The organism is Amycolatopsis kentuckyensis, assembly GCF_041679295.1.
GTDB classification, from domain to species: domain Bacteria; phylum Actinomycetota; class Actinomycetes; order Mycobacteriales; family Pseudonocardiaceae; genus Amycolatopsis; species Amycolatopsis kentuckyensis_A.
Window position 1 is genome coordinate 949676 of record NZ_JBGDMD010000001.1, and the last position, 23711, is coordinate 973386.

Here is a 23711-nt window from a genome sequence, read left to right on the forward strand (position 1 = left end):
ACTCACGGCCCGAGCCCCGCGGCGTAGTCGAACAGCGTGACGCGGTCGGGCAGTTTCGTCTTCGTCATCAGGCTGGACACGTGCTTTTCCACGGTCTTCGGGGAAATCAGCAGGCGCCGGGCGATGTCGGTGTTGCCGAGGCGGTGGGCCAGCAACCGGAAGACGTCGTACTCGCGGACGGTCACCCCGGCGTCGCGCAGTTCGCGCGGGAGGCGGTGCAGGCCGGGCCGCCGTTGCCGCACGGGTTCCCCGGCCCGGCGCAGCAGGGTGCGGCAGGCCCCGGCGACGGCGGGGACGGCGGCGTCGTGGAAGTACTCCTCGGCGGCCCGCAGCCAGGGGACGGGTTCACCCCAGCCGTCGGCGAGGGCGGCTTCGGCGACGAGCCGGGCCCCGAGGTGCGCGGCCATCCGGTAGGGGTGGGCGGCTTCGCGTGCCTGTTTGGCGGCGGCTTCGGCGGCGGCGGTGTCCCCGTGCCGGCCGTGGGAGACGGCTTGCGCGAGGGCGGCGAATTGGCGGTTCCAGCGGAGCCGGCTCGCGGGAGTGCTTGCGGCGGCTTCGAGTTCTTCGGGGGTCAGGTCGCCGGCCAGGACGGCGAGGAGGAGGGCGAGGCCGTGGTGGCCGTTGAGGGGAGAGCCGGCGGTGGCGCGTTCGAGGTCCCGGCGCGCGCGGTCCCGGTCTTCTTCGAGGAGGGCGCAGAAGGGCTGGGCGAGGCCGAGGTGCTGCTCGCCGGAGGTGGCCCGGAGATCGGCGATGGCCTCGGTCATGGCGACGCGGTCGGCTTGATGGGCGGCGGAGATGGCGCGGATGACGGTGACGCGGCCGGCATCGGCTGTGGTCGCGTGGCCGGTCGCGCCGGCCGCGACTGCGCGATCGGCTTGGGCCGTGGTTCGGCGGTCGGGATCGGTTGCGCCGGGCGAGGCCTCGCGGTCGGCCCGGGTGGCGGCGCCTTGGCCGGTGATCTCCTCCGCCGCGCACCCGAGCCGCGGCGCCGCCTCCTGCGCCAACCCCGCCAACCGCTGCTCACCGGCGCGGTACTCCCCACCGAGCACCAGCCCGTGCAGCACGATCGCCAGCTCGGCCGCTCGGGCCGCGGCGACCGAGCCGGCTCGTGCAGCGTGCTGCCGGGCCAGCACCAGCCCGCCCGTGTCCCCGTCCGTCAACGCGAAGTGCTCACCCAGCCGCAGCAACACCTGCGTGCGCCACAACGGCATCCGGTGGGACTCGGTCAGCGAGTGGGCCCGCTCCAGCAACCGCCGCGCCTCCTCCGGGTCCCGCCACCGCACCAGAACGCCCAGCGCGAGCAGTGCCTGGCACGTCACGACCGGGTCGTCGCCCTGTTCGAGCGCCGCCCTGGCGAGGCGCTCGGCTTCGCCGGCCCGGTCCGGCTCCTCCGACGACAGCAACGCCTGGACCGCGTCGACCGCCGCGCGCTGGCGGTCCGACCGGGTGCGCGTGCGGGCCGCCGTCACCTGGGCGAGCGCGTCCGCGGGCCGGCCGGCCGAGTGCGCCGCCCACGCCAGCCGAGCGTGCAGGACCGCCGCCCGGTCGAACAACCCCACCTCGGAAAACCGGTCCGCCAACGCGAACGCCCGGTCGATCCGCCCGGTCTCGCCGAGCGCGAAGATCAGCGACTCCAAGACCGCGCCGCGCAGGTCGGGGCTGTCGGTCAGCAGCGCGTCCGCGCGCACGAGCAAGTCCACCGCCGCGCCGGCCTCCGCCGTTTCCAAGGCCCGGCGGCCCGCGTCGGCGAACAGCCGGCCGGCCGCCGCTCGGTCGCCCGCCAGCCGACGCAGCTCGGCCACCCGCGCGCACCAATCGCCGGGCAGGCCGGGGTGCAGCAGCTCGACGGCGTCCGCGGCCAGCCGGGCCAGCTCCGCCCGCCGCGCCGGGCCCAGCTGCGCCAGCACCGCTTCGGCCGTCAACGGGTGCCCGAACGTGTACCAGCCGAGCGCCGCCGGGTCCGGCTCGACGAGCCGCGCGTCGACGGCCGCGTCGAGGAACGCCGCCACCGTCCGGTCGTCGGCACCCGCGGCCCGCTGCACCACCGGCGCGGCGAAGCGCGGGCCGAGGACCGCCGCCACGGCCAGCAGGCCGGCGCCTTCCGGCCCGAGCCGCGCCATCCGCGTGGCGACGCTCCCCGCCAGCGCCGCCGGCACGGTGCCGGTGTCCGCGAGGTACCAGCCACCGGCACGTTCGGTCAGCAACCCGTCGCCGACCAGCTCGTGCAGCAGTTCTTCGACCAGGAACGGGATCCCGGTGCTGAGCCGCCACAGGTGGGCGGCGGTCTCGGCCGGCACCCGCGCGCGGTCCGCCCCGAGGCACGCCGCGACGACGTCGTGCACGGCGCCGGGGCCGAGCCGCGGCAACGTGCGCAGGACGCAGGCGCCGCGCCGGGCGGCGGACCGGGCGATGTCGCGGGCGGCCGAGGGGTCCTCGCGGATCGTCCCGATCAGCAGCACCCGCGCGGACTCCAGGTTGCCGACCAGGTACTCCAGCACGAACAGCGTCTCCGCGTCGGCGTCGTGCAGGTCGTCGAGGACGAGCACGCAGCCACCGGCCCGGCCGACCACGGCCAGCAGCCGCAGCACCGCCTCGGCGACGACCAGCAGGGGCGGGTCCGCCTCCGGGCCACTCCGCCAGTCGGGGACGAGCACGCCCAACGCCGGCAGGTACGGCCCGAGCTCGCCGACGTCGACCGGCTCGGCGTCCCGCGTCAGCGAGAACAGCGCCTCGGCCAGCGGCCGGAACGGCACCACCGGGCCGATCGAGCTGCCCTGCCCGCGCAACACGCGGGCACCGCGGCCGGCCGCCCGGGCCGCCGCCTCGCGCGCGAGGCGGGACTTGCCGATCCCGCTCTCGCCGGCGAGGAAGACCGCGCCGCCCCGGCCGGCCAGCGCGTCGTCGAAGGCCGTGGCCAGCTCACGCAGCTCCGCGTCCCGGCCGACCAGCTCCGGCGACCGGATCAGCATGCGCGGTCGAAGACCGCGAAAAAGGAATAATCGTATTCAGACATCGAATTGAGCCCCCAGCTCCGGCGCCCCTCCGGACGACCAGTTCTTGGATACACGACGAGTGCCGCAACGCCAACCGGGACCGAATGCTGGAATTCACCGCGGCGATACCGGAACGCCTTTACCGGACGGCCTGGGGCGGGTTCCCCCAGGTTTCCCCGACGGGCGGCAGGCGGGGCGGAACGCTCGAATCGTCCGTTCGGTGGTTGACACGCCCCGGGCGCCCGCGCGTCCCACCGGGGCACCGTGACCCCGGCCGCACAAGTGGTCCAGGCCACCGTCCCGACGTCGGGATTCGCCCTGCTCGCGGGGAAAACGCGAGGTCCGCGGAAAAGGTGGGGGAGCGGCCCCCATGGCGCGGCGGCACCCGGCATGGGCAGACTGGCGAACGCCACGGCTGGGGTGAAGTGAACCGGGGCACTGGGGTACCACCGCGAAATCCGGGTGCGGAGCGATCCGCGCCGGGCTTCGGCGTGAACACGTTCCGGCGGTGCGTCCCAAAGCCCGAACCTTCGGGCATTCCGGTCTTGAACTCAGGGGTGCCGCCGCGAATGCGGTGGCCCGGCAGAATGCGGGGAAACAAGTGGGTGCGAACGGAATCACCCGGGTCGGCGTGGTCGGCTCGGGCACGATGGGCGCGGGGATCGCCGAGCTCTGCGCGACCCGGGGGCTCGACGTCCGGCTGGCGGTGTCGCGGGAGTCGTCGCTCACCTCGGCGCCGCGGAAGATCGCGGCGTCGCTCGGCCGCCGCGTCGACAAGGGCAAGCTGACGCCCGCCGAGCGCGATGCCGCGCTGGCCCGGATCAGCGTCGGCACCGACCTCGCCGAGCTCGGCGACCGGCAGCTCGTCATCGAGGCGATCCCCGAAGACGAGCAGCTCAAGCTCGGCCTCTTCGCCACCCTGGACAAGATCGCCGGCGACGACACCATCCTGGCCAGCACCACCTCGGCGATCGCCATCACCCGGCTCGCCGCGGCGACGAGCCGGCCCGGACGCGTGCTGGGCCTGCACTTCTTCAACCCCGTCACGGCGATGCGGCTCGTCGAGGTCGTCCCCGCGCTGCCGACGGCCCCGGAGGTGACCGAGCGCGTCACCGCGTTCGCCGAGCACACCCTCGACCGGCAGCCGATCACCGTCGCCGACCAGAGCGGCTTCGTCGTCAACGCCCTGCTGATCCCGTACCTGCTCGCCGCGATCCGCATGGTCGACACCGGCTACTGCCCGGCCGAAGACGTCGACCGCGCCATGGAACTGGGCTGCGCGCACCCGATGGGCCCGCTGCGGCTGGCCGACCTGATCGGCCTCGACGTCGTCGCCGCCATCGCCGCCGCGCTGCACGACGAGTTCAAGCAGCCCCTCTACGCCGCCCCACCGTCGCTGTCCCGGCTCGTGGAAGCCGGCCACCTCGGCCGCAAGACCGGCCGCGGCTTCCACACGTACTGAAGGAGAAACCGTGCACTCGTTCCTGAACATCAAGAAGTCCGCCCGGATCAGCGACGACTTCTGGGACGTCACCGACAAGGCCGGGCTGTTCGACGTCGTCGTGGCCGGCCTCGGCGACGGCCGCCACCGCGCCCTCGACGACGGCCACGAGTTCGTCAACATGTCGTCCTACTCCTACCTCGGCCTCGACACGCACCCGAAGCTGGTGCGAGCGGCGGCCGACGCCGTCCTCGCCGAAGGCGCGTTGAACACCTCGACGTCCCGGATGCGGGTGCGCTTCGGTGCCCTGCGGGACGCCGAAGCGGCGCTGTCCGAGCTGTTCGACGTCGAAGCCGTGACGCTCAATTCGTGCGCCGCCGCCGCGTGGGCGGCCCTGCCGCTGGTCGCGTCCGGGATCTTCACCGAAGGCGAGCCGCCGCTGATGGTGTTCGACAAGAACGCGCACTTCTGCCTCAACGCGATGAAGCCGAGCGTCGCCGACGAGACCGAGGTCGCGGTGGTGCCGCACAACGACGTCGAAGCGCTCGAAGCGTTGTGCAAGCAGCACAAGCGGGTCGCCTACGTCGCCGACGGCGTCTACAGCACCGGCGGGCAGGCGCCGGTGAAGGAACTCCTCGCCCTGCAGGAGAAGTACGGCTTGTTCCTCGTCTTCGACGAAGCCCACGGCATCTCCACGGTCGGCCACCGCGGCCGCGGTGTCGTGCTGGAGGAGCTCGGGCAGATCAACGACCGGACGATCATCATCACCTCGCTCAACAAGGGGTTCGGCGCGTCCGGCGGCGCGATCTTCCTCGGCAAGCGGGGCTCGCAGTGGCGGCTGGACACCGCGCAGCGCAACGGCGGCCCGCTGATGTGGTCGCAGCGGATCAACACCGCGGGCCTCGGCGGCCTGCTCGCGTCCGCGGAGCTGCACCGCACCGACGAGCTGACCGCGCTGCAGCAGCGGCTGCAGGACAACATCGCGCTCTTCGACCGCCTCGTGGAGACCGGCGAACGCGGCGACGGACTGCCGATCCGGTTCGTGCGGGTGGGGTCGGAGGACGCGACCGTCCGGCTCGCGCAGGACCTCTTCCGCAACGGGTTCTACGTCTCGCCGATCTTCTTCCCGATCATCGGCCGCGGCAAGGCGGGCCTCCGGATCATGCTTCGCGCCAGCATGACCACGGCCGAGATCGAGCGGTTCGCCGCGCTGCTGGGCACGCTGGGGGACGCGTGACGGCGCTGCGTTCCCACGTCGACGTCGCCTCGGCGGGGTTCCGCCGCAACGCCGAGGACTTCGAGGTCAACCGTGAGGTGATCGCCCGGGCGCGAGCCGCGGCGCTGGCCGGCGGCAGCGAGAAAGCGCACCGCAAGCACGCCGGACGCGGCAAGCTGACCGCCCGGCAGCGCATCGCGCGGCTCCTGGACCCCGGGACGCCGCTGCTGGAGATCGGGCAGCTCGCCGCGCACGACGTCTACGACGAGCCGGTTCCCTCGGCCGCGCTCGTCGTGGGCGTCGGGATCGTCGCCGGCCGGCCGTTCATGGTGTTCGCCAACGACGCCACCGTGAAAGGCGGGACCTACTTCCCGCTCGGCGTCCGGAAACACCTGCGCGGGCAGAAGATCGCCCGGGAGAACGGCCTGGGCTGCATTTACCTCGTCGACTCGGGCGGGGTGTTCCTGCCGTTGCAGGAGGACCTCTTCCCCGACGAGGACCACCTCGGCCGGATCTTCCGCAACATCGCGGAGATGTCGGCCGAAGGGCTGCCGCAGCTGGCCGCCGTGATGGGCTCGTGCACCGCCGGTGGGGCGTACATCCCGGCGATGTGCGACGAGACGGTGATGGTCCGCGGCACCGGCACGGTGTTCCTCGGCGGCCCGCAGCTGGTGCGCGCGGCGACCGGCGAGGTCGTCGACGCCGAAACGCTCGGCGGCGCCGACCTGCACACCCGCGTCACCGGGGTCGCCGACCACCTCGCCGAGACCGACGACCACGCCCTGGCCATCCTGCGCGACCTCGCCGCGCGCAGCACCCGGCCACCACTGTCCCCGCCGCCGCGGGCACCCAGGCCGCCGAAGTACGACCCCGCCGAGCTGCCGGGCGTGGTCAGCGCCGGGCTCAAGGAGCACATCCCGGCGCGGGAGGTCCTCGCGCGGCTGCTGGACGACAGCGAGTTCACCGAGTACCGCGCCCGGTTCGGCCCGACGGTCGTCTGCGGTACCGGGCACGTCGGCGGCTACCCGGTCGGTGTGCTGATCAACGACGGCGTGCTGTTCTCCGAGAGCGCGCAGAAGGCCGCGAACTTCATCGAGGTCTGTGCGCAGCGGGACATCCCGCTGCTGTTCCTGCACAACATCAACGGGTTCATGGTCGGCGCCGAGTACGAGGCAGGCGGGATCACCAAGCACGGCGCCAAGCTCGTCAACGCCGTGTCGTGCGCGAAGGTGCCGAAGTTCAGCCTGGTGATCGGCGGCAGCTACGGCGCGGGCAACTTCGCCATGTGCGGCCGGTCGATGGGGTCGCAGCTGATGGCGATGTGGCCGAGCGCCCGGTCCACTGTGGTCGGTGCGGAGCAGACGGCCAAGGTGATGACGCTGATCCGCGGTGACCAGCTCGCCAAGGAGGGCCGCGAGCTGACGCCGGAGGAAGAGGCGGAGATCCGCGAGCCGATCCTCGCCGCCTACGAACGGCAGGCGCAGCCGTTGTACTACGCGGCCCGGCTGTGGGTCGACGCCGTCGTCGACCCGGTCGAGACGCGGGACTGGCTCGCGCTGTGCCTGGCCATGGCCGCCGACGCGCCGAAGCGGGAGACCCGCTTCGGGGTCTTCAGGATGTGAGGGACGATGCCGAAACGCGTGCTCATCGCCAACCGCGGGGAGATCGCCCGCCGGATCGCGCGCACCTGCCGCCGGCTGGACGTCGACTACGTGGCCGTGCACTCCGCCGCGGACGCCGGGGCGGCCCACCTGGCCGGCGCCGTCGACACCGTCCACATCGGACCGGCTGCGGCCCGGGAGAGCTACCTCGACATCGACGCCGTCGTCGACGCGGCCTTGCGCACCGACTGCGACGCCGTCCACCCCGGTTACGGTTTCCTGTCGGAGAACCCGGAGTTCGCCGCCCGCGTCACCGAGGCCGGACTGGTCTACATCGGACCGGACGCGGCCACCATCGAGGAGATGGGGGACAAGGCCCGCGCCCGGGAGCTGATGGCCGCGGCCGGGGTCCCGGTGCTGCCGGGCTCCGCGCACGCGACCGAGTCGGCAGGCGTCCTGCTCGCCGACGCGCGCCGGATCGGGTACCCGGTGATCCTCAAACCGGTCGCCGGGGGCGGCGGCAAGGGGATGCGGGTGGTCCACGCCGAGGCCGAGCTGCCCGAGGCGGTGGCCGAAGCCGTCCGCCTGGGCCGGGCCGGGTTCGGCGACGGACGGCTGCTGGCCGAACGGTACGTCGCGGCGCCGCGGCACCTCGAGGTGCAGGTCTTCGGCGACCGCCAGGGCACCGTCGTCCACCTCTTCGAGCGCGAGTGCTCGCTGCAGCGGCGGCACCAGAAGATCGTCGAGGAGGCGCCGGCACCGCACCTGCCGCCCACGACCCGCCGAGCCCTCCTGGACGCGGCGGTGCGCGGCGCCACCGCGCTCGGCTACGTCGGCGCGGGCACGTTCGAGTTCATCCTGGACGGCGACGGCCGGTTCTTCTTCCTGGAGGTCAACACCCGGCTGCAGGTCGAGCACCCGGTCACCGAGGAGATCACCGGGCTCGACCTCGTCGAGTGGCAGCTGCGGATCGCCGACGGCGAGCCGATCCCGCTGCCGCAGTGGCAGATCCGCGCCACCGGGCACGCGATCGAATGCCGCGTCTACGCCGAGGACCCCGCGCACGGCTTCCGGCCGGCACCGGGGCGCGCCGAGGTCGTCCGGTGGCCGCGGGACGTCCGCGTCGAGGCCGCGTTCGACGACTCCGGCACGGTGCCGGGGTTCTACGACCCGATGGTCGCGAAGCTCGTCGCGGCCGGACCCGACCGGCCGGCGGCGCTCGCCCGCCTGCGCACGGCGATCGAGGACACCACGCTCGTCGGCCTGACCACGAACCTCGGCTTCCTCGGCGAGCTGCTGGCCGAGCCGCGGGTCGTCGAGGGCCGGGTCGACACCCACCTCGTCGACGGCGTCACCGCCCGCCCCGCGACCCACGACCGCGACGGGCAGGCCCTGGCGTGCGCGGCGGCCATGGCGGTGCCGGAACGGACCGCCGCGGCTTCGCCGTGGACCGGGACGATCGGGGCCTTCGACCGCGCCGCGCTCGACCCGGACGCCCCGCTCGGCCGGCTCGTCCTGCGCCTCGACGGCCGCGACCGCGAAGTCCGGCTGCTGGCCCGCGACCGGGCCGGGCTGCACGTCGAAGCCGACGGCCGCCGCGTCACGGTGCTGGCCGAGCCCGCGGCGGACGGCCTGGTCCACGGCACCGTGGGATCCACCCGCTGGACGGGTTTGCCCACCTCGGACGGCTACGAGATCGTCATCGGCGGCCACCGCGCCGCGCTGTCGCGACCGACGTTCGACGAAGGCGGCGGGGAGGCCTCGGACGGCGCGGTGCGCACGCCGATGCCCGGCGCGGTCGTCGGCGTGGCCTGCGAACCGGGCGGCCGGGTCGAAGCGGGGGAGCTGCTGGTGGTCGTCGAGGCGATGAAGATGGAGAACCGCATCGTCGCGCCCTTCGCCGGGACCGTCGACCGGCTTTCCTGCGCCCCGGGCGACCTCGTCGCCGCCGACCAGGTCCTCGTCACCCTCACCCCCTGAAGGAGAAACCATGTCCGATGAACCCACCCTGCTGTTCGTCGGCGGCGCCCGGCCGCTGAGCTTCAGCCTCGACATGGCCACGGAGGCCCTGACTCAGGCCGCGGCCCGCGGCATCCGGGTGCACGTCACCAACACCGCCGAGATCCTGGCCGCGACCGAGGACGTCGTCGCCAAGGCCGCCGAAGTGTCCACAGTGGACGTGCTGCGGCCCGGCGAGTCCGCGGCCTGGGCCCGCGACCGGAGTTTCGACGCCGTGTATGCGCTCCAGGAGCTGGCCCAGGTGGCCGTCGCCGAGACGGCCGAGGCGGTCGGCGCCCCGGGAAACCCGCCCGAGGCCGTGCACCGCGTCCGGACCAAGGACGCCTGCCGCGAAGCCCTGGCCGCGGCCGGGTTCCCGCAGCCGGTCGTCCGGCTGTGCGCGGAGGAAGCCGAAGCCGAGGCCTTCCTGCGCGAGCACGCCGGGCCGTGGATCGTCAAGCCACGCGACGCCATGGGCAGCACCGGCGTCAGCCTGGTGACCGAGGCCGGGCAGCTGCCCGCGGCGATCGCGCTGCTGCCGGACGCGAACCCGTTCCTGGTCGAGCAGTTCGTCGACGGGCCGGAGTTCAGCGTCGAAGGCGTCTTCCTCGGGGGCGAGCCGAAGATCCTCGCGATCACGGCCAAGGAGAAGGTGCCACCGCCGTTCTTCGTCGAGACCGGGCACGTGCTGCCCGCGCCGCTGCCGGACACCCGGCGGCGGGAGATCGAGGAGCAGGTGTCGAGCGCGCTGCGGACGCTGGGCCTGCGCGTCGGCGGCTTCCACGTCGAGCTGTGGCTCACCCCGGCCGGCGTCGTGCTCGGCGAGGTGCACGGCCGCTTCGGCGGCGACTGGATCCACCGCATGCTCGCCCACGCCATCCCCGGCCTCGAGCTGTACGGCCTGGTCTTCGACGACATGCTCGGCCGCCCGCTCCCCGACGTGCCCCTGGAACCGACCCGCGGCGCGGCCGTCCGGTACTTCACGCCGCCGCCGGGCCGGCTCGCCGCCATCGAAGGCTGGGACGACGTGCTCGCGCACCCCGCCGTCCTGTACGCGGAACTGGGCGTGCAACCCGGCGACGAAATCAAGCCCCTGCACCGCTCCGGCGACCGCGTCGGACTGGTCGTCGTCGGCGCCGACACGCCCGAAGCGGCGAGCGCGCTGGCCGCCGATCTCGTGGGCTCGGTGAAGTTCGTCCCCGCCTCCGAACCCGATCGCCTGCCGGGCCTGTGGGCCCTGCGTTGAACCTCGAGGAAGACACCGCCGACATGACCGACATCGGAATTCTCAGCACCGGCTCCTACCTGCCCGACCGCGTCGTCATTAACGCCGAGATCGCCCCGGCGGCCGGCGTCGACGCGGCGTGGATCGAACGCAAGACCGGCATCCGCGAACGGCGGCACGCCGAACCCGGCCAGGCCACGTCCAACCTCGCGGCGATCGCGGCCGACCGCGCCCTGCTCGCGGCCGGCCTGAGCCCGGACGACGTCGACCACGTCGTCGTCGCCACCTCCACCCCGGACCACCCGCAGCCGGCCACGGCCAGCCTCGTCCAGCACCTGATCGGCGCCCGGTCGGCTTCGGCGGTCGACGTCAACGCCGTGTGCAGCGGGTTCGTCTACGCCCTCGCGATGGCCCGCGGTCTCGTGCGGGACGGCGGCCACGCCTTGGTGATCGGCGCCGACATCTACTCCCGCATCCTGGACGTGCGTGACCGCCGGACCGCGATCCTGTTCGGTGACGGGGCGGGGGCGGTCGTGCTCGGCCCCGTACCGGCGGGAGGGGGCGTCATCGGCACGCGGCTGCGCGGACACGGTGACGAGCACCGCCTCATCGGCGTGCGCGCGGGCGGCAGCCGGGTTCCCGCGTCGGTGCGCTCGGTGCTGGACGGCGAGCACTTCTTCCGGATGGACGGCCGCGGTGTGCGCGACTTCGTCACCGGGCACGTGCCTTCGGCGATCGCCCAAACCGTTCGCGAGAGCGGGCTTTCCGCCGCCGCGGTCGACCACCTAGTGCCGCACCAGGCCAACGGCGTCATGCTGCGCGAACTGGGGGAGACCCTGGACCTGCCCAACGCGGCGCTGCACCTGACCGTCGACCGGTACGCGAACACGGGCGCGGCGTCCGTCCCGATCACGCTCGACGCCGCCCACCGCGCCGGCGCCCTCGACGTCGGCGACGTCGTGCTGCTGGCCGCGTTCGGCGGCGGCATGAACCTCGGCGTCACCCTCTGCCGCTGGACCGCGACCCCGCCGCGCGGCGACCTCGACGTCCGGCAGCAGGCCGGCGCCCTGTCCCACCGCTGAGAAAGGTCTCCCATGCCCGCGCTCCTTCCCCGCGGCGGCCCGCCCCGGCTCCTCGCGGTGGTGACCCTGGTCACGATGACCGGCTACGGCGTCTACCTGACCGCCGGCGTCCTGTACTTCACCCGCGTCGTCCAGCTGCCCGCCGGTCAGGTCGGGCTCGGGCTGACGGTCGCCGGCGCGGTGTCGCTGTCGGCGGGGATCCCGTTCGGGCACCTCGCCGACCGCCACGGCGCCCGCACGGTGTACGCGCTGACCCTCGTGCTCGGCGCCGTCTCGATGGCGGGACTGTGCCTGGCGCAAGGGTTCTGGTCGTTCGTGGTGTTCGCGAGCCTCGGCGCGGCGGCCCAGACGGCCGGGCCGGCGGCGCGCAGCCCGCTGGTCCAGGAGTACGGCGGCGACCGGCCGGCGGAGTTCCGCGGCTACCTCCGCTCGGTGACGAACCTGGGCATCGCGCTCGGCGCGCTGCTGGCCGGCTGGGGCGTCGCGGCCGACACGAGGTACGCGTACCTGCTGCTGATCGCGGGCAGCGCGGTGTCCTACGCGGCGAGCACGGCGATCGTGCTGTTCCTCCCGGCGGTCCCGCCGAAACCGGCCGGCACGGGCCCGCGCTGGGTGGCCCTGCGCGACCGGCCGTACCTGGTGCTGACGCTGCTGGACGGCGTGATGGCGATCCAGTACCGGGTGCTGACGGCGGCGGTCCCGCTGTGGCTGGTCGCCCGCACGACGGCACCGAACTGGACGGTCTCCGGCGTGATGGTGGTCAACACGGTGATCGTGGTGTTCTGCCAGGTCCGCGCGAGCCGCCGCATCGACACGACGAAGGCGGGAGCGCTGGCGTTCCGCCGCGCCGGGTTCGCGTTCTTCGCGGCGTGCGTGGCGATCGCGGCGATGGCGGGCGCGCCGACGTGGCTGGCGCTGGTGCTGCTGCTGGCGGCGGTGGTGGTCCACACGGTGGGCGAGATCTGGCAGGCGGCGGGCGGGTTCGAGCTGTCGTTCACGCTGGCGCCGCCGCACGCGGTCGGGCAGTACCAGGGGCTCTTCGGGATGGGGCTCGGGTTGGGCGTCACGCTCGGGCCGGCGGTGCTGATCGCGCTGTGCATCACGTGGGGGACGCCGGGTTGGTGGGTGGTCGGCGGTCTGTTCGCGGTGACGGGCTTGGCGGTGCCGGCGGTGGTGCGGTGGGCGGAGCGGGAGCGGATTCGAGTGGGTGCGGAGCTTTCGACCCGGTAGCCGAGGCCGCCGAGGTTGATTGTCTTTCGGCTGCCGGAAAAAGCGAATCCGCCCGCCCGGTGGAACGGCTTGACGGCGTCGCCGGGGCGCCGGTGTACTCACCGATCATGAACGGCGGTCCTCCGCCGGACGATCCCCGCCCGATCAGCCCCGCACCGGGGCTGCTTCGGCATGCCCTTGCAGCGAAAGGAAAAGCCCGTGACGACCACCGAGGACTGGATCGCGACCGCGCGGGACGTCGCCGCGAAGCTCGCCGTCGACGCCGTCGAGCGTGACCGCGCCAATATCACGCCGTTCGAGGAGATCCGGCTGCTCAAGGAAGCCGGCCTGGTGACCCTGCTCGGTCCGCCCGAGCACGGCGGGGGCGGGCAGACCTGGGAGACCGCCTACCGCGTCACCCGCGAGATCGCCCGCGCCGACGGCTCGATCGGGCAGCTGCTCGGCTACCACTACCTCTGGGCGTGGGCCGCGCGGCTCGTCGCGACCGACGAGCAGATCGCCGCCGTCGAAGAGCTCTACACCACCGGCAACTTCTTCTTCGGCGGCGCGGTCAACCCGCGCGACTCCGACCTGACCATCACCGAGGACGGCGACGATCTCGTCTACAACGGACACAAGTCGTTCTCGACCGGGAGCAAGGTCTCCGACCTGACCGTCCTCGAAGGCGTCCTCGCGGGTACCGAGCAGCACATCTTCGCGATCGTGCCGTCGGCTCAGGAGGGCATCGTCTTCCACGACGACTGGGACAACATCGGCCAGCGGCTCACCGAATCCGGCAGCGTGACGATCACCGACGTGCGCGTGCCGTGGGCGAGCGCCGCCGGCTACGTCGACCGCGAGTTCCGCCCGCTCACCTACAACACGCTGAACGTTCCCGCGATCCAGCTGGTGTTCACCAACTTCTACCTCGGCATCGCGCAAGGCGCCCTCGACGCGGGCCTGGCCTACACGCGCGAGCGCACCCGCCCGTGGCCGTACGGCGGTGACGACAAGGAAGCCGCCACGGACGAGTGGTACATCCTCGACGGCTACGGCGATCTGCAGGCGAAGCTGTGGGCGGCGGAGGCACTGACCGACAAGGCGGGCGCGGCGATTTCCCGGGTGCTGCACGCGCCGCGCGAGGACCTGACGCCGGAGGCACGCGGCGAACTGGCCGTCCTGATCGCGGCGGCCAAGCAGCGCGTGATCGAGACGGGCCTGGAAATCGGGACGAAGATCTTCGAGCTGACCGGCGCCCGCGCGAGCGCGTCGAAGCACGGCCTGGACCGGTTCTGGCGCAACCTGCGCACGCATTCGCTGCACGACCCGGTGGCGTACAAGCGCCGCGAGGTCGGTGTCTACGCGCTGCGCGGCGAACTGCCGGAGCCGACCTGGTACACCTGAGCCCACCCCGGGCGCTCGAGGCCGTGCCGCCGGCGGTCTCGAGCGCCCGTGCCCGCAGGCGCCTACCCGCGCTGACCTCCGCGCCCGCGGCTCCCGAACCGTCCGCATGGTGCGAACAAACCGGGACAAGCCAGACCAATCACCCGCGAGCGCGTTACTTCCCGTCCACATGATGAGACGGTTGAATGATCACCGAGGCACCTCCATAGAGTTCCCGATCGTCACTCGATCGGCTGAACTTCGACTCCTGAAGGTGCTGTGTCCGCCCCCTCCCTTCCGCCGCTCGCGGCGCGCTCCTTGCCCGCCGCGGTGTGGCGTGCCGTCCGGACCGGGCGGTGGACGCCGGTCTGCGCGGTGCTGATCGTCGTCATCCTGCTGCTCGCCGCCGGTGCCGACCTGTTCGTCCTGGCCGAGGGGCAGAGCCTCACCCCGGACATCGGCACCCTCGGCCCGACCGGGCTGCCCGCGGGCGCGCTCGGCGGGGTGAGCGCGGCCCACTGGTTCGGCGTCGAGCCCCTCACCGGCGTCGACCTCTTCGCGCTCGTCGCCCACGGCGCCCGGACGTCGCTGCTCGTCGGGCTGGGTGCCACCGTGCTGGGGACCGTGCTCGGCGTCGTGATCGGGGTCAGCGCCGGCTACCTCGGCGGCTGGTGGGACCGGCTGGTCACCTGGACCGCCGACGTCATCCTCGGCTTCCCTTACCTGATCTTCATGATCGCGCTCGGCGCCGTCCTGCCGGTGGACTTCCCCCGGCAGATCACGCTCGTCGTCGTGCTCGGGCTCTTCGGCTGGCCGCGCATCGCGCGCATCGTGCGGGCCCAGACCCTGACGCTCGCGAAGCGGGACTTCGTCGCCGCGGCCCGGGTCGTCGGCGGCGGGCCGTGGCACGTCTTCACCAAGGAGCTCCTGCCGAACCTCTGGGCGCCGATCATCGTCGTCGCCAGCCTGTCCATCCCGTCGATGATCGGCAACGAAGCCGCGCTGTCGTTCCTCGGCGTCGGTGTGCTTCCGCCGACTCCCAGCTGGGGCCGCACCATCAGCGCCGCCATCGACTTCTTCGAGACGGACCCCATGTACCTGGTCTTCCCCGGCGCGATGCTGTTCCTCATCACGCTGGCGTTCAACGTCGTCGGCGACGCGATCCGCGACGCGCTCGACCCGCGGTCCGGGGGTGCCGCCTGATGCGCACCGCCCGGTTCGTGGCCACCCGCTTCGCCGGGATGCTGCTGGTCCTGTTCGTCGTCGCCTTCGTGACGTTCGTGGTGTTCTACGTCCTGCCCGCCGACCCGGCGCGGATGGCCTGCGGCCGCCCGTGCTCACCCGAGGGCCTGCAGCTGGCGCGGGAGTTCATGGGCTACGACGTCCCGTGGTACCAGCAGTTCTTCGACTTCCTCGGCGGCATCTTCGGCGGCCGCACGTTCGGTACCGGCGCCGCGGCGGTCCACTGCACCGCGCCGTGCTTCGGCTGGGACTTCCAGAACAACGTCGACGTGCTCAGCGAGATCGGCGACCGGATCGGGGTCAGCTTCTCGGTCGCGCTGGGCGCGGCCGCGATCTGGATCGTCCTCGGTGTCGGCCTCGGCGTGCTTTCCGCGCTGCGGCGCGGAACCGCCGCCGACCGGATCACGATGGCCGCCGCGATGGCCGGGGTGTCCATGCCCGCCTACCTCGCCGGGATGATCGGCATCACGATCTTCGCGTTCGCGCTCGACGTCGTCCCGAAGAACGGGTACGTGCCGCTGACCGAAGACCCGGCGCAGTGGGCGTGGCACCTCGTGCTGCCGTGGTTCGTGCTGGCGTTCCTGCACGCCGCGATCTACGCGCGGCTCACCCGCGGCCAGATGCTCGAAACCCTCGGCGAGGACTACATCCGCACCGCGCGGGCGAAGGGCCTCACCGAGCGGAAGGTCGTGGGCCGGCACGCGCTGCGCAACGTCCTGCTGCCGGTCATCACCGTCTTCGGCGTCGACCTCGGCGGGCTGCTGGCCGGGACGGTGATCACCGAACGGATCTTCGGCATGGCCGGCGTCGGGCGGCTGCTCGTCGACGCGATCGCGTCGCTCAACCTGCCGGTCCTGCTGGGCGTGACGCTGTTCTCGGCCCTGCTGGTCACGGTCCTGAACTTCCTGGTCGATCTCTGCTACGGCGCGCTCGATCCGCGGGCTCACCTCGTCTGAAGGGGTAACGATGAAACAGCTGCGGTTCGCCGCGGGGGTGCTGGCCGCCGTCACACTGCTGACGGCGTGCGGGGCCAACGACACACCGGCCGGCCAGGGCGGCACCGTCAAGCCGGGCGGGAACCTCGTCCTGCTCAACGACGCGCCGTCGATCACCTGGGACCCGGCGAAGAGCTCGAACCTCGTCGTCACGACGCTCGGGCTGATCCACCGGCGGCTCACGTCGTGGGACGTCGCGCCGGGCAAGGACACCACGATCGTCCCGGACCTGGCCACCGACACCGGGAAGGCCACCGACGGCGGCAAGACGTGGACGTTCACCCTCAAGGACGGCCTGAAGTACGCCGACGGCACCGCCATCACCTCGGCGGACGTCAAGTGGGGCCTGGAGCGCTCGTTCGCGCCCGCGTTCTCCGGCGGCCTGGCCTACCACAAGGACCTGCTCTCGCCGGGCCTGGCGTACAAGGGCCCGTTCGACGGCAAGGAGCTCGACACCATCCAGACGCCGGACGAGAAGACGATCGTCTTCCACCTCGCCCGCCCCTACGGCGACTTCAACTGGGTCGCCAGCACGCCGGCGTTCTCACCGGTGCCGAAGGGCAAGGGCGCCGAGGCGAACTACGGTGACCACCCGGTCGCGTCCGGCCCGTACCAGCTGCAGAGCTACGAGCGCGGCAAGTCGGCGAAGCTGGTGCGCAACCCGAACTGGAGCCGCGACGAGGACACCACGCGCAAGGCGTACGCGGACACCATCGACTTCGAGCTCGGCCAGGACACCAGCGTCATCTCCAAGCGGCTGATCGACGACACCGGCAAGGACCGCAACGCCTTCGGCATGTCGTTCGCCTCACCCGCCCAGCTGGCCCAGATCCAGGGCAACGCGTCGGCGAAGTCCCGGCTGGTGACGTCGGAATCCGGGGCGCTGGCCTACCTTTCGCTCAACACCCAGCGCGGCAACCTCGCCAACCCCAAGGTGCGCCAGGCGTTCCAGTACGCCGTCGACAAGGCCGCCTACCAGGTCGCGAGCGCGGGCAGCGCGCAGCTGGCCGGGGACGTCGCCACCACGCTGATCACCCCGGGCCTGCAGGGCCGCGAGCAGTACGACCTGTACCCGGCGCCGCCGTCGGGTGACCCGGCGAAGGCCAAGCAGCTGCTGACCGAGGCGGGCTTCCCGAACGGGATCGACGGGCTGGTTCTCGCCACCCACAACGAAAACGGCTACCCGGAGAAGGCCGCGGCGATCCAGGCCGCGCTCGCCCGGGCGAACATCAAGGTCACCATCAAGCCGCTCGACGAGGACACCTACACGTCCGAAGTGGACACCAAGGGCCTGTCGGACTACGACCTGACGCTCACTTCGTGGCAGCCGGACATCCCGTCGGCCAACGCGAACATCCAGCCGCTGTTCCAGTCCACCGAGATCGGCAACGGCGGGTACAACGAGTCCCGGTACAACAACCCCGAGGTCGACAAGCTGATCGGCGAGGCACAGGCCACTGTGGACCCGGCGGAGGCCGGCAAGAAGTGGGCGGCGCTGGACAAGAAGATCCTCGCCGACTCGCCGGTCGTGCCGCTGATCTACACCCGCAACTCGTTCCTGCACGGGTCGCAGGTCGGCGACGTCCAGATCGGGCGGTTCCCGGCCTACGTCGACTACCGCAAGTTCGGGATCCTGCAGTGACCGCGGCCGGACTCCTGCGGCTGCACGACGTCGCGGTCTCGTTCGGGGACGTCGAAGCCGTCCGAGTCGTCAACGGAGTCGGCTACGAGGTCCGCGCGGGCGAAGTCGTCGCGGTGGTCGGGGAGTCCGGCTCGGGCAAGACGGTCACCGCGATGTCCCTGCTCGGCCTGCTCCCGCCCACGGCCCGCGTGACGGGCCGCGCGGAGCTGGCCGGGCGGGACCTCTACGCGATGCCGCCCGCCGAACTGCGCGAGGTCCGCGGCGGCGAGGTCGGCATGGTGTTCCAGGAGCCGATGAGCGCGCTGAACCCGGTGTTCACCATCGGCGACCAGCTCGTCGAGGCGATCCGGACGCACCGGCCGCTCGCCGCACCCGCCGCCCGGGACCGGGCGGTCGAGCTGCTCGGCCTGGTCGGGCTGCCGGAGCCGCGCGAGCGGTTCCGGTCCTATCCGCACGAGCTGTCCGGCGGGCAGCTGCAGCGCGTCGTGATCGCCATGGCGGTGGCGAACGAGCCGAAGCTGCTGATCGCCGACGAGCCGACGACGGCGCTCGACGTCACCGTCCAGGCCGAGATCCTGGAACTGCTGCGGGATCTGCGCTCGCGGCTGGGGACGGCGATCCTGCTGATCACCCACGACATGGGCGTGGTCGCCGACCTGGCCGACCGCGTGGTGGTGATGCACGACGGCCGGGTCGTCGAGCAGGGGACCGCCGCCGCGGTCTTCACCTCCCCGGCCGAGCAGTACACGCGGCAGCTGCTCGGCTCGGTCGTCTCGCTTTCGGCGACGGCCACGACGGGGCTCGAACGCGCGCTGGCGGCCGACCTTTCGGTCGGCCCCGGCCACGTCGCCGCGGTGGAGCACCCGGCGGTCGCGTCGGTCCCGGACGTGCCGGCCGAGGCGCCGCTGCTGCGGGTGGCGGACCTGTCGGTGACCTACCGCGGCCGGTTCCGCGCGATCGCCGTCCGCGCCGCCGCGGGGGTGAACCTGCACGTCGAGCCGGGGGAGGTGCTCGGCCTGGTCGGCGAGTCCGGTTCGGGCAAGAGCACGGTCGCTCGCGCCGTCACGGGGCTGCTCGCCCCGACCGGCGGGTCCGTCCACATCGGAGACACGGACATCACCCGGGTGCGCGGCCGGGCGGCGAAGGCGCTGCGACGCCGGATCGGCGTGGTGTTCCAGGACCCGTTGTCGTCGTTGAACCCCCGTACGACGGTGGGGGAGAGCGTCGCGACGCCGCTGCGGCTGCACCGCGCGGTCTCCTCGTCCGAAGTGGACGGCCGGGTGGCGGAGCTGCTGGACTCGGTCCAGCTCTCGCCGTCGCTGGCCGGTCGCTACCCGCACGAGCTGTCGGGCGGCCAGCGCCAGCGGGCGTGCATCGCCCGGGCCCTGGCGCTGAACCCGGACCTCCTGGTGGCCGACGAGCCGACGAGCGCGCTCGACGTCACGATCCAGGCGAAGGTCCTCGACCTGCTGCGCGACCTGCGCCGCGAGTTCGGGTTCGCGTGCCTGTTCATCAGCCACGACCTGGCGGTGATCGAGCAGCTGGCCGACCGGGTGGCGGTGATGCACCGCGGCCACGTCGTCGAGCAGGGCCCGACGAAGGAGGTGCTGACGGCCCCGGCGCACCCGTACACGCAGCGCCTGTTGTCGGCGGCTCCGGTGGCGGACCCGGAGGCCCAGCGCCGGCGGCGCGAGGCTTGGCGGCAGCTGCGCTGAGCCGGCTGCTCACCTCGGAGGGAATTGCTCCCGTGCCCTGGAGAAGGGGCCGCCGACCGTTGCGGCACCTGAGCTGCCTCGAAACCGGGCGGGCGCCCGAGTACGCAGAGGAGCCCGGGCGAACGTCCGGAATCACGTGAGCGAGACGACCGCCCGGTAGCGCGCCCGTCCACCGCGGACGAGGTCGACGGCGGTGTTGATCTCCGCGACCGGGAAGGTCTCCACCTGCGGCCCGATGCCGTGCCGGGCCGCGAAATCGAGCATGAGCCGGGTTTCGCTCGGGGATGCGGGCACGCCGCCGGAGATCGTCTTCTCGGCCGGCAGCAGCTGCATCGGGTGCACGGCGATCGCCTCGGGCGGTACGCCGACCACGCTCAGGCGCCCCTGCGGCACCAGCAGGTCGAGGTAGTCGCCCCACGGCAGGCTCGCGGACACCGTGGAGAGGATGAAGTCGAACGACCCGGCCGCGGCTTCGAGAGCGCCTTCTTCGCCGGTGGCGATGAAGGAGGTGGCGCCGAAGCGGCGGGCGTCGTCCTCTTTGGACCGGGACGTCGAGATGGCGGTGACGTCGCAACCCCAGTGGGCGAGGAACTGCAGGGCGAGGTGGCCGAGCCCGCCGATCCCGACCACGGCCACCCGGTCGACCGGGCGGACGCCGTGGCGCAGCAGCGGGGCGAAGACCGTGACACCGGCGCACATCATCGGCGCCGCCTGCTCGGACGGGATCGCGTCGGGGATGGGGTAGGCGGTGCGCCAGTCGGAGACGCGCAGCAGCTCGGTGAAGGCGCCGCGGTCGCCGCGCATGACGGTGTCGTCCCGCCGCGGGCAGAGGTTGTGCCGGCCGCTCAGGCAGAAGGCGCAGCGGAAACACGCCCCGGCGATCGCGCCGACGCCCACCCGGGTGCCGACCGGCAGGAGCTCGGTGTCGACGGCGCTGCCGACGGCTTCGACCACGCCGACGGCTTCGTGCCCGGCGACGCAGGGGTAGCGGGTGATGCCGTACTCGTCGTCGATCTGGCCGATGTCGCTGTGGCAGACGCCGCAGTGCGTCACGCGGACGTCGGCTTCCAGGGCGCCGAGGGGGCCGGGCTCGCGGTCGTACGGCTCGAGGCGGCTGCCCGCGGAGTGCGCCGCGTAGGAGGTGACGGTCATGGTGTCCCTTCCTGTCGGAGTCACCGTCGACCCTACAGTACGAAACGGTTTCGTACCGTTTGACGCTGTGACGTGCACTGATATGATCGCCGCATGAGTGTTCGCCCGCTGGATCCCACCCGTGACGCCCGGATCCTCGACGCGGTGCTGGAGCTGCTCGCCGAGTCCGGGTACGTCTCGATGACGATCGACGCCGTCGCCGCCCGGTCGGGCACGTCGAAGGCCACCATCTACCGGCGGTGGCGCAACAAGCGCGAGATCGCGGTCGCGGCCATGGCCCGCTACCACGGGAGCCGGACGTCGTGGTCGGCCGACACCGGGACGTTCCGCGGCGACCTGCTCGCGCACACGCGGCGCTTCGCCGAAGTGCTCGCCGGGTACGACGGCAGCCTGGCGGTGGGCCTGGTGCAGGCCCGGGCGTCGGACCCGGAGCTGATCGACGAGCTGGAGACCCGGTTCTCCAGCGGCGCGCGGCTCCCCGAGGAGGTGGTCGAGCGGGCCGTCGCACGCGGTGAGCTGCCGGGCCCGGTCGACGCCGGGCTGTTCGAGGAGGTCGTCGCGTCGGTGCTGTTCATGCGGTGGCTGTGGCGGCTGCCGCTGGACGTCGGTTTCCTCGACCACGTCGTCGATCGCCTGGCGCTGCCGGTGCTCACGGCCGGGGCTCGACCTCCGCGCCCCTGATCCAGGTCCTCGACCGCGCGAGTCACTCCCAGGGCGTGCCGGCGGTCGCGCGTTCCAGTCCGGTGACACCGGCCTCGCGGCGCTCGCGCAGGAGCTCGCCGGCGATCGAATAGCGCGGTGCGGCGGTTTCTTCCGCGCGGGCCGCGTGCTCGACGATGGCGTCGACCAGCGACGGGACCATGGACAGCCGTGGGTGCTCTTCGTGGATGCGCTCGTGCCGGCCGGTGACGACGTGGGCGTTGCGGCCGAAGTCGATGCCCACCCCTTCGCGAGTCAGGTACGCCAGCAGGCCGCGGCGTTCGGCGATGCCGGGCGAGGTGTGCAGCGCGATCGCCTCCCACACGAGGTCGACCTGCGCCGCGCCGACGCCGTTCTCGGTCAGCAGCTCGGCGGCGAGGTCGGCGCCCTCGACCTCGAAGCGCGTCCGGCCGGGCGCCAGCGTGCCCACGCCGAGGTCGTGCAGGACGGTGGCCGCGAACAGCAGCTCGGCGTCGTACGCAGCGTCGTCCTGGCAGCCTTCGTGCTCGGCGAGCAGGCGGGCGAACAGGAAGCTCCGGACGCTGTGGTTGGCCACCGCGGGGCTTTCCGTCTTCCGGACGGTGGCGAGGATCGTGTCGGCGAGCGGCCCGGCGGGCAGGGCGAGGAAGTCGGTCACCGCGTCGACGCTAGAAGCCGGCGGCGGCCGGCGACAGTGGCCCGCAGGCCGGTCACCGCTAGGATCGTGCCATGAAGCGGCACGGCGTCACGGTGCTGGCGCTCCCGGGCGTGCTGGCCCTGGACGTCGGGATCCCGGTGCAGGTCTTCGGCTCTGACCCGCACTACGAGCTGACGGTGTGCGCGGACCGGCGTCCGGTCCCGGTGGCCGGCGGCGGCCTGACGATCGCCGCGGACGCCGGGCTCGAAGCCCTGACCGGCGCCGGCACGGTGATCGTCCCGGGCTACGCCGACGTCGGCACCCCGCCGGGCAGCGCCGTCCTGGACGCGCTGCGGGCCGCCCACGCCGGGGGCGCGAGGATCGTCTCGATCTGCACGGGGGCCTTCGCGCTCGCCGAGGCCGGCTTGCTCGACGGGCGGCCCGCGACCACGCACTGGCAGTTCACCGCCGACCTGCGCACCCGCTACCCGCGCGTGCGGGTGCTGCCCAACCGGCTCTACGTCGACGACGGCGACGTCCTGACCTCGGCCGGCGTGACCGCGGGGATCGACCTGTGCCTGCACCTGATCCGCACCGACGAAGGCGCCGCGGCGGCCAACGCCAAGGCGCGCCAGCTGGTCGCCCCACCGCAGCGCGCGGGCGGCCAGGCGCAGTACATCGAGCGCCTGCGCCCGGAGCCGACGGGCGACCGCCTCGGCCCGCTGCGCGACTGGCTGCTGGCGGATCTCACGCGCGAAGTGGACGTCGACGCGCTCGCCGCCCGTGTCCACCTGTCGCGGCGCACGTTCCTGCGGCGGTTCCGCGAGGAGACGGGGACGTCCCCGATGGCGTGGCTGACCGGCGCGCGCCTGGACCTCGCGAGGGAGCTGCTGGAGACGACGGACCTCCCGGTCGAGCACCTGGGCCGGCACACGGGGCTGGGCAGCACGGCGACCGTGCGGGCGGCGTTCCACCGGCACCTCGGCACGTCACCGCGGGAGTACCGGGCGCTGTTCCGCCACCGGCGGGTTTCGGACTGAGCCAGGGCAACCCCGCGCCGAGGGCCCGCCACCGGCGCGGCCGGTGGCGGGCGGCGGCTCAGCTGTCCTCGGGGTGCAGGCCGATGGTCGGCCAGGTGGTGAGCGTGCCGAGGCCGTCCTTGCGGGCGTGCCGGCCGGTCAGCGCCTCGTTGCGGCCGGTGACCGGCGGCACGACCCGGCCGAGCAACGGCGGGCCGAGCGGGTCGTCCGGTGAAGCGTTCTCGTTCATGCGGCTCCTCCCGAGCTCAGCTGTCTTCGGGGTGCAGGCTGACGGTGGTGGTCTGGATGAAGATGTCCCGGCGCGGGTCGCGGCCGGCGAGGGCCTGGTTGCGGGCGGTGACGAGCGGTGCCGCTTGGCCGAGCACCGGCGGGCCGATCGGGTCTTCCGGCAGGGTGTCCATGCGAATCCTCTTCCGGTAGGCGGTGCGGACCTCCCTCCCACGCCCGAACACCGCCGCCGGT

At 73.0% G+C, this 23711-nt stretch carries 19 protein-coding genes; 14 read left to right on the forward strand and 5 right to left on the reverse strand.

Features of this window, described 5'->3' with window-relative positions; genetic code table 11:
- Positions 1-2: 2 nt before the first annotated feature.
- Positions 3-2969, reverse strand: coding sequence for a helix-turn-helix transcriptional regulator (locus ACERZO_RS04420; RefSeq protein ID WP_372662037.1), 2967 nt, complete (start codon positions 2967-2969; stop codon positions 3-5).
- A gap of 625 nt (positions 2970-3594) precedes the next feature.
- Between ACERZO_RS04420 and ACERZO_RS04425 the strand changes: the two genes are divergently transcribed.
- From ACERZO_RS04425 to ACERZO_RS04480, 12 genes are all read left to right on the forward strand, one after another.
- Positions 3595-4455, forward strand: a complete 861-nt coding sequence (locus ACERZO_RS04425) for a 3-hydroxybutyryl-CoA dehydrogenase (RefSeq protein WP_372662040.1) — start codon at positions 3595-3597, stop codon at positions 4453-4455.
- Between the two features lie 10 nt (positions 4456-4465).
- Positions 4466-5671, forward strand: coding sequence for an 8-amino-7-oxononanoate synthase family protein (locus ACERZO_RS04430; RefSeq protein WP_372662043.1), 1206 nt, complete (start codon positions 4466-4468; stop codon positions 5669-5671).
- Entirely contained in the window at positions 5668-7272 is a 1605-nt protein-coding gene (locus tag ACERZO_RS04435; protein WP_372662046.1) for a carboxyl transferase domain-containing protein, read from the forward strand. Before ACERZO_RS04430 ends, ACERZO_RS04435 begins: the two co-directional genes overlap by 4 nt.
- A gap of 6 nt (positions 7273-7278) precedes the next feature.
- The gene (locus ACERZO_RS04440; protein ID WP_372662050.1) at positions 7279-9231 is read left to right on the forward strand and encodes an acetyl/propionyl/methylcrotonyl-CoA carboxylase subunit alpha; all 1953 of its coding nucleotides are present in this window, start codon (positions 7279-7281) and stop codon (positions 9229-9231) included.
- A gap of 10 nt (positions 9232-9241) precedes the next feature.
- Positions 9242-10495, forward strand: coding sequence for an ATP-grasp domain-containing protein (locus ACERZO_RS04445; protein ID WP_372662053.1), 1254 nt, complete (start codon positions 9242-9244; stop codon positions 10493-10495).
- Between the two features lie 23 nt (positions 10496-10518).
- Entirely contained in the window at positions 10519-11556 is a 1038-nt protein-coding gene (locus tag ACERZO_RS04450) for a 3-oxoacyl-ACP synthase III family protein (RefSeq protein ID WP_372662056.1), read from the forward strand.
- Between the two features lie 12 nt (positions 11557-11568).
- Positions 11569-12786, forward strand: a complete 1218-nt coding sequence (locus tag ACERZO_RS04455; protein ID WP_372662059.1) for an MFS transporter — start codon at positions 11569-11571, stop codon at positions 12784-12786.
- A 171-nt stretch (positions 12787-12957) separates the two neighbouring features.
- Positions 12958-14169 carry an acyl-CoA dehydrogenase family protein gene (locus ACERZO_RS04460; RefSeq protein WP_372662063.1) on the forward strand — a complete coding sequence of 404 codons (1212 nt, stop codon included), beginning with the start codon at positions 12958-12960 and terminating at the stop codon, positions 14167-14169.
- 258 nt (positions 14170-14427) lie between these two features.
- A complete protein-coding gene (locus ACERZO_RS04465) occupies positions 14428-15351 on the forward strand; it encodes an ABC transporter permease (RefSeq protein WP_372662066.1) in 924 nt (307 codons plus the stop codon).
- Positions 15351-16346 carry an ABC transporter permease gene (locus ACERZO_RS04470; RefSeq protein WP_372662069.1) on the forward strand — a complete coding sequence of 332 codons (996 nt, stop codon included), beginning with the start codon at positions 15351-15353 and terminating at the stop codon, positions 16344-16346. The genes ACERZO_RS04465 and ACERZO_RS04470 overlap by 1 nt, the downstream gene beginning before the upstream one ends.
- A 10-nt stretch (positions 16347-16356) precedes the next feature.
- Positions 16357-18027, forward strand: coding sequence for an ABC transporter substrate-binding protein (locus tag ACERZO_RS04475; RefSeq protein WP_372662072.1), 1671 nt, complete (start codon positions 16357-16359; stop codon positions 18025-18027).
- The gene (locus tag ACERZO_RS04480) at positions 18024-19742 is read left to right on the forward strand and encodes an ABC transporter ATP-binding protein (RefSeq protein ID WP_372662075.1); all 1719 of its coding nucleotides are present in this window, start codon (positions 18024-18026) and stop codon (positions 19740-19742) included. Before ACERZO_RS04475 ends, ACERZO_RS04480 begins: the two co-directional genes overlap by 4 nt.
- Before the next feature lie 132 nt (positions 19743-19874).
- Here the strand turns inward: ACERZO_RS04480 and ACERZO_RS04485 are convergent, their stop codons facing one another.
- A complete protein-coding gene (locus tag ACERZO_RS04485) occupies positions 19875-20894 on the reverse strand; it encodes an NAD(P)-dependent alcohol dehydrogenase (protein WP_372662078.1) in 1020 nt (339 codons plus the stop codon).
- Positions 20895-20987: 93 nt separating this feature from the next.
- Between ACERZO_RS04485 and ACERZO_RS04490 the strand changes: the two genes are divergently transcribed.
- A complete protein-coding gene (locus tag ACERZO_RS04490) occupies positions 20988-21575 on the forward strand; it encodes a TetR/AcrR family transcriptional regulator (protein ID WP_372662080.1) in 588 nt (195 codons plus the stop codon).
- 22 nt (positions 21576-21597) lie between these two features.
- Here the strand turns inward: ACERZO_RS04490 and ACERZO_RS04495 are convergent, their stop codons facing one another.
- Positions 21598-22230 (reverse strand): HD domain-containing protein, encoded by a 633-nt coding sequence (locus tag ACERZO_RS04495; protein WP_372662082.1) that lies wholly within the window; start codon positions 22228-22230, stop codon positions 21598-21600.
- A gap of 71 nt (positions 22231-22301) precedes the next feature.
- Here ACERZO_RS04495 and ACERZO_RS04500 point away from each other — a divergent pair, with 71 nt between their 5' ends.
- On the forward strand, positions 22302-23249 hold the full coding sequence (locus ACERZO_RS04500) for a GlxA family transcriptional regulator (protein ID WP_372662085.1): 948 nt from the start codon (positions 22302-22304) through the stop codon (positions 23247-23249).
- Positions 23250-23307: 58 nt separating this feature from the next.
- On the opposite strand, the gene ACERZO_RS04505 is transcribed toward ACERZO_RS04500, so the two are convergent.
- On the reverse strand, positions 23308-23478 hold the full coding sequence (locus ACERZO_RS04505; RefSeq protein ID WP_372662088.1) for a hypothetical protein: 171 nt from the start codon (positions 23476-23478) through the stop codon (positions 23308-23310).
- Positions 23479-23494: 16 nt separating this feature from the next.
- Positions 23495-23650 carry a hypothetical protein gene (locus ACERZO_RS04510; protein WP_372662091.1) on the reverse strand — a complete coding sequence of 52 codons (156 nt, stop codon included), beginning with the start codon at positions 23648-23650 and terminating at the stop codon, positions 23495-23497.
- Between the last annotated feature and the right edge of the window lie 61 nt (positions 23651-23711).

What these genes read in the sequence shown, in the direction of transcription:
- ACERZO_RS04420 (WP_372662037.1), bottom strand. Translation starts at nt 2,969, where the DNA reads ATGCTGATCCGGTCGCCGGAGCTGGTCGGCCGGGACGCGGAGCTGCGT.
- ACERZO_RS04460 (WP_372662063.1), top strand. Translation starts at nt 12,958, where the DNA reads ATGCCCTTGCAGCGAAAGGAAAAGCCCGTGACGACCACCGAGGACTGG.
- ACERZO_RS04440 (WP_372662050.1), top strand. Translation starts at nt 7,279, where the DNA reads ATGCCGAAACGCGTGCTCATCGCCAACCGCGGGGAGATCGCCCGCCGG.
- ACERZO_RS04490 (WP_372662080.1), top strand. Translation starts at nt 20,988, where the DNA reads ATGAGTGTTCGCCCGCTGGATCCCACCCGTGACGCCCGGATCCTCGAC.
- ACERZO_RS04455 (WP_372662059.1), top strand. Translation starts at nt 11,569, where the DNA reads ATGCCCGCGCTCCTTCCCCGCGGCGGCCCGCCCCGGCTCCTCGCGGTG.
- ACERZO_RS04505 (WP_372662088.1), bottom strand. Translation starts at nt 23,478, where the DNA reads ATGAACGAGAACGCTTCACCGGACGACCCGCTCGGCCCGCCGTTGCTC.
- ACERZO_RS04450 (WP_372662056.1), top strand. Translation starts at nt 10,519, where the DNA reads ATGACCGACATCGGAATTCTCAGCACCGGCTCCTACCTGCCCGACCGC.
- ACERZO_RS04485 (WP_372662078.1), bottom strand. Translation starts at nt 20,894, where the DNA reads ATGACCGTCACCTCCTACGCGGCGCACTCCGCGGGCAGCCGCCTCGAG.
- ACERZO_RS04510 (WP_372662091.1), bottom strand. Translation starts at nt 23,650, where the DNA reads ATGGACACCCTGCCGGAAGACCCGATCGGCCCGCCGGTGCTCGGCCAA.
- ACERZO_RS04500 (WP_372662085.1), top strand. Translation starts at nt 22,302, where the DNA reads ATGAAGCGGCACGGCGTCACGGTGCTGGCGCTCCCGGGCGTGCTGGCC.
- ACERZO_RS04445 (WP_372662053.1), top strand. Translation starts at nt 9,242, where the DNA reads ATGTCCGATGAACCCACCCTGCTGTTCGTCGGCGGCGCCCGGCCGCTG.
- ACERZO_RS04470 (WP_372662069.1), top strand. Translation starts at nt 15,351, where the DNA reads ATGCGCACCGCCCGGTTCGTGGCCACCCGCTTCGCCGGGATGCTGCTG.
- ACERZO_RS04475 (WP_372662072.1), top strand. Translation starts at nt 16,357, where the DNA reads ATGAAACAGCTGCGGTTCGCCGCGGGGGTGCTGGCCGCCGTCACACTG.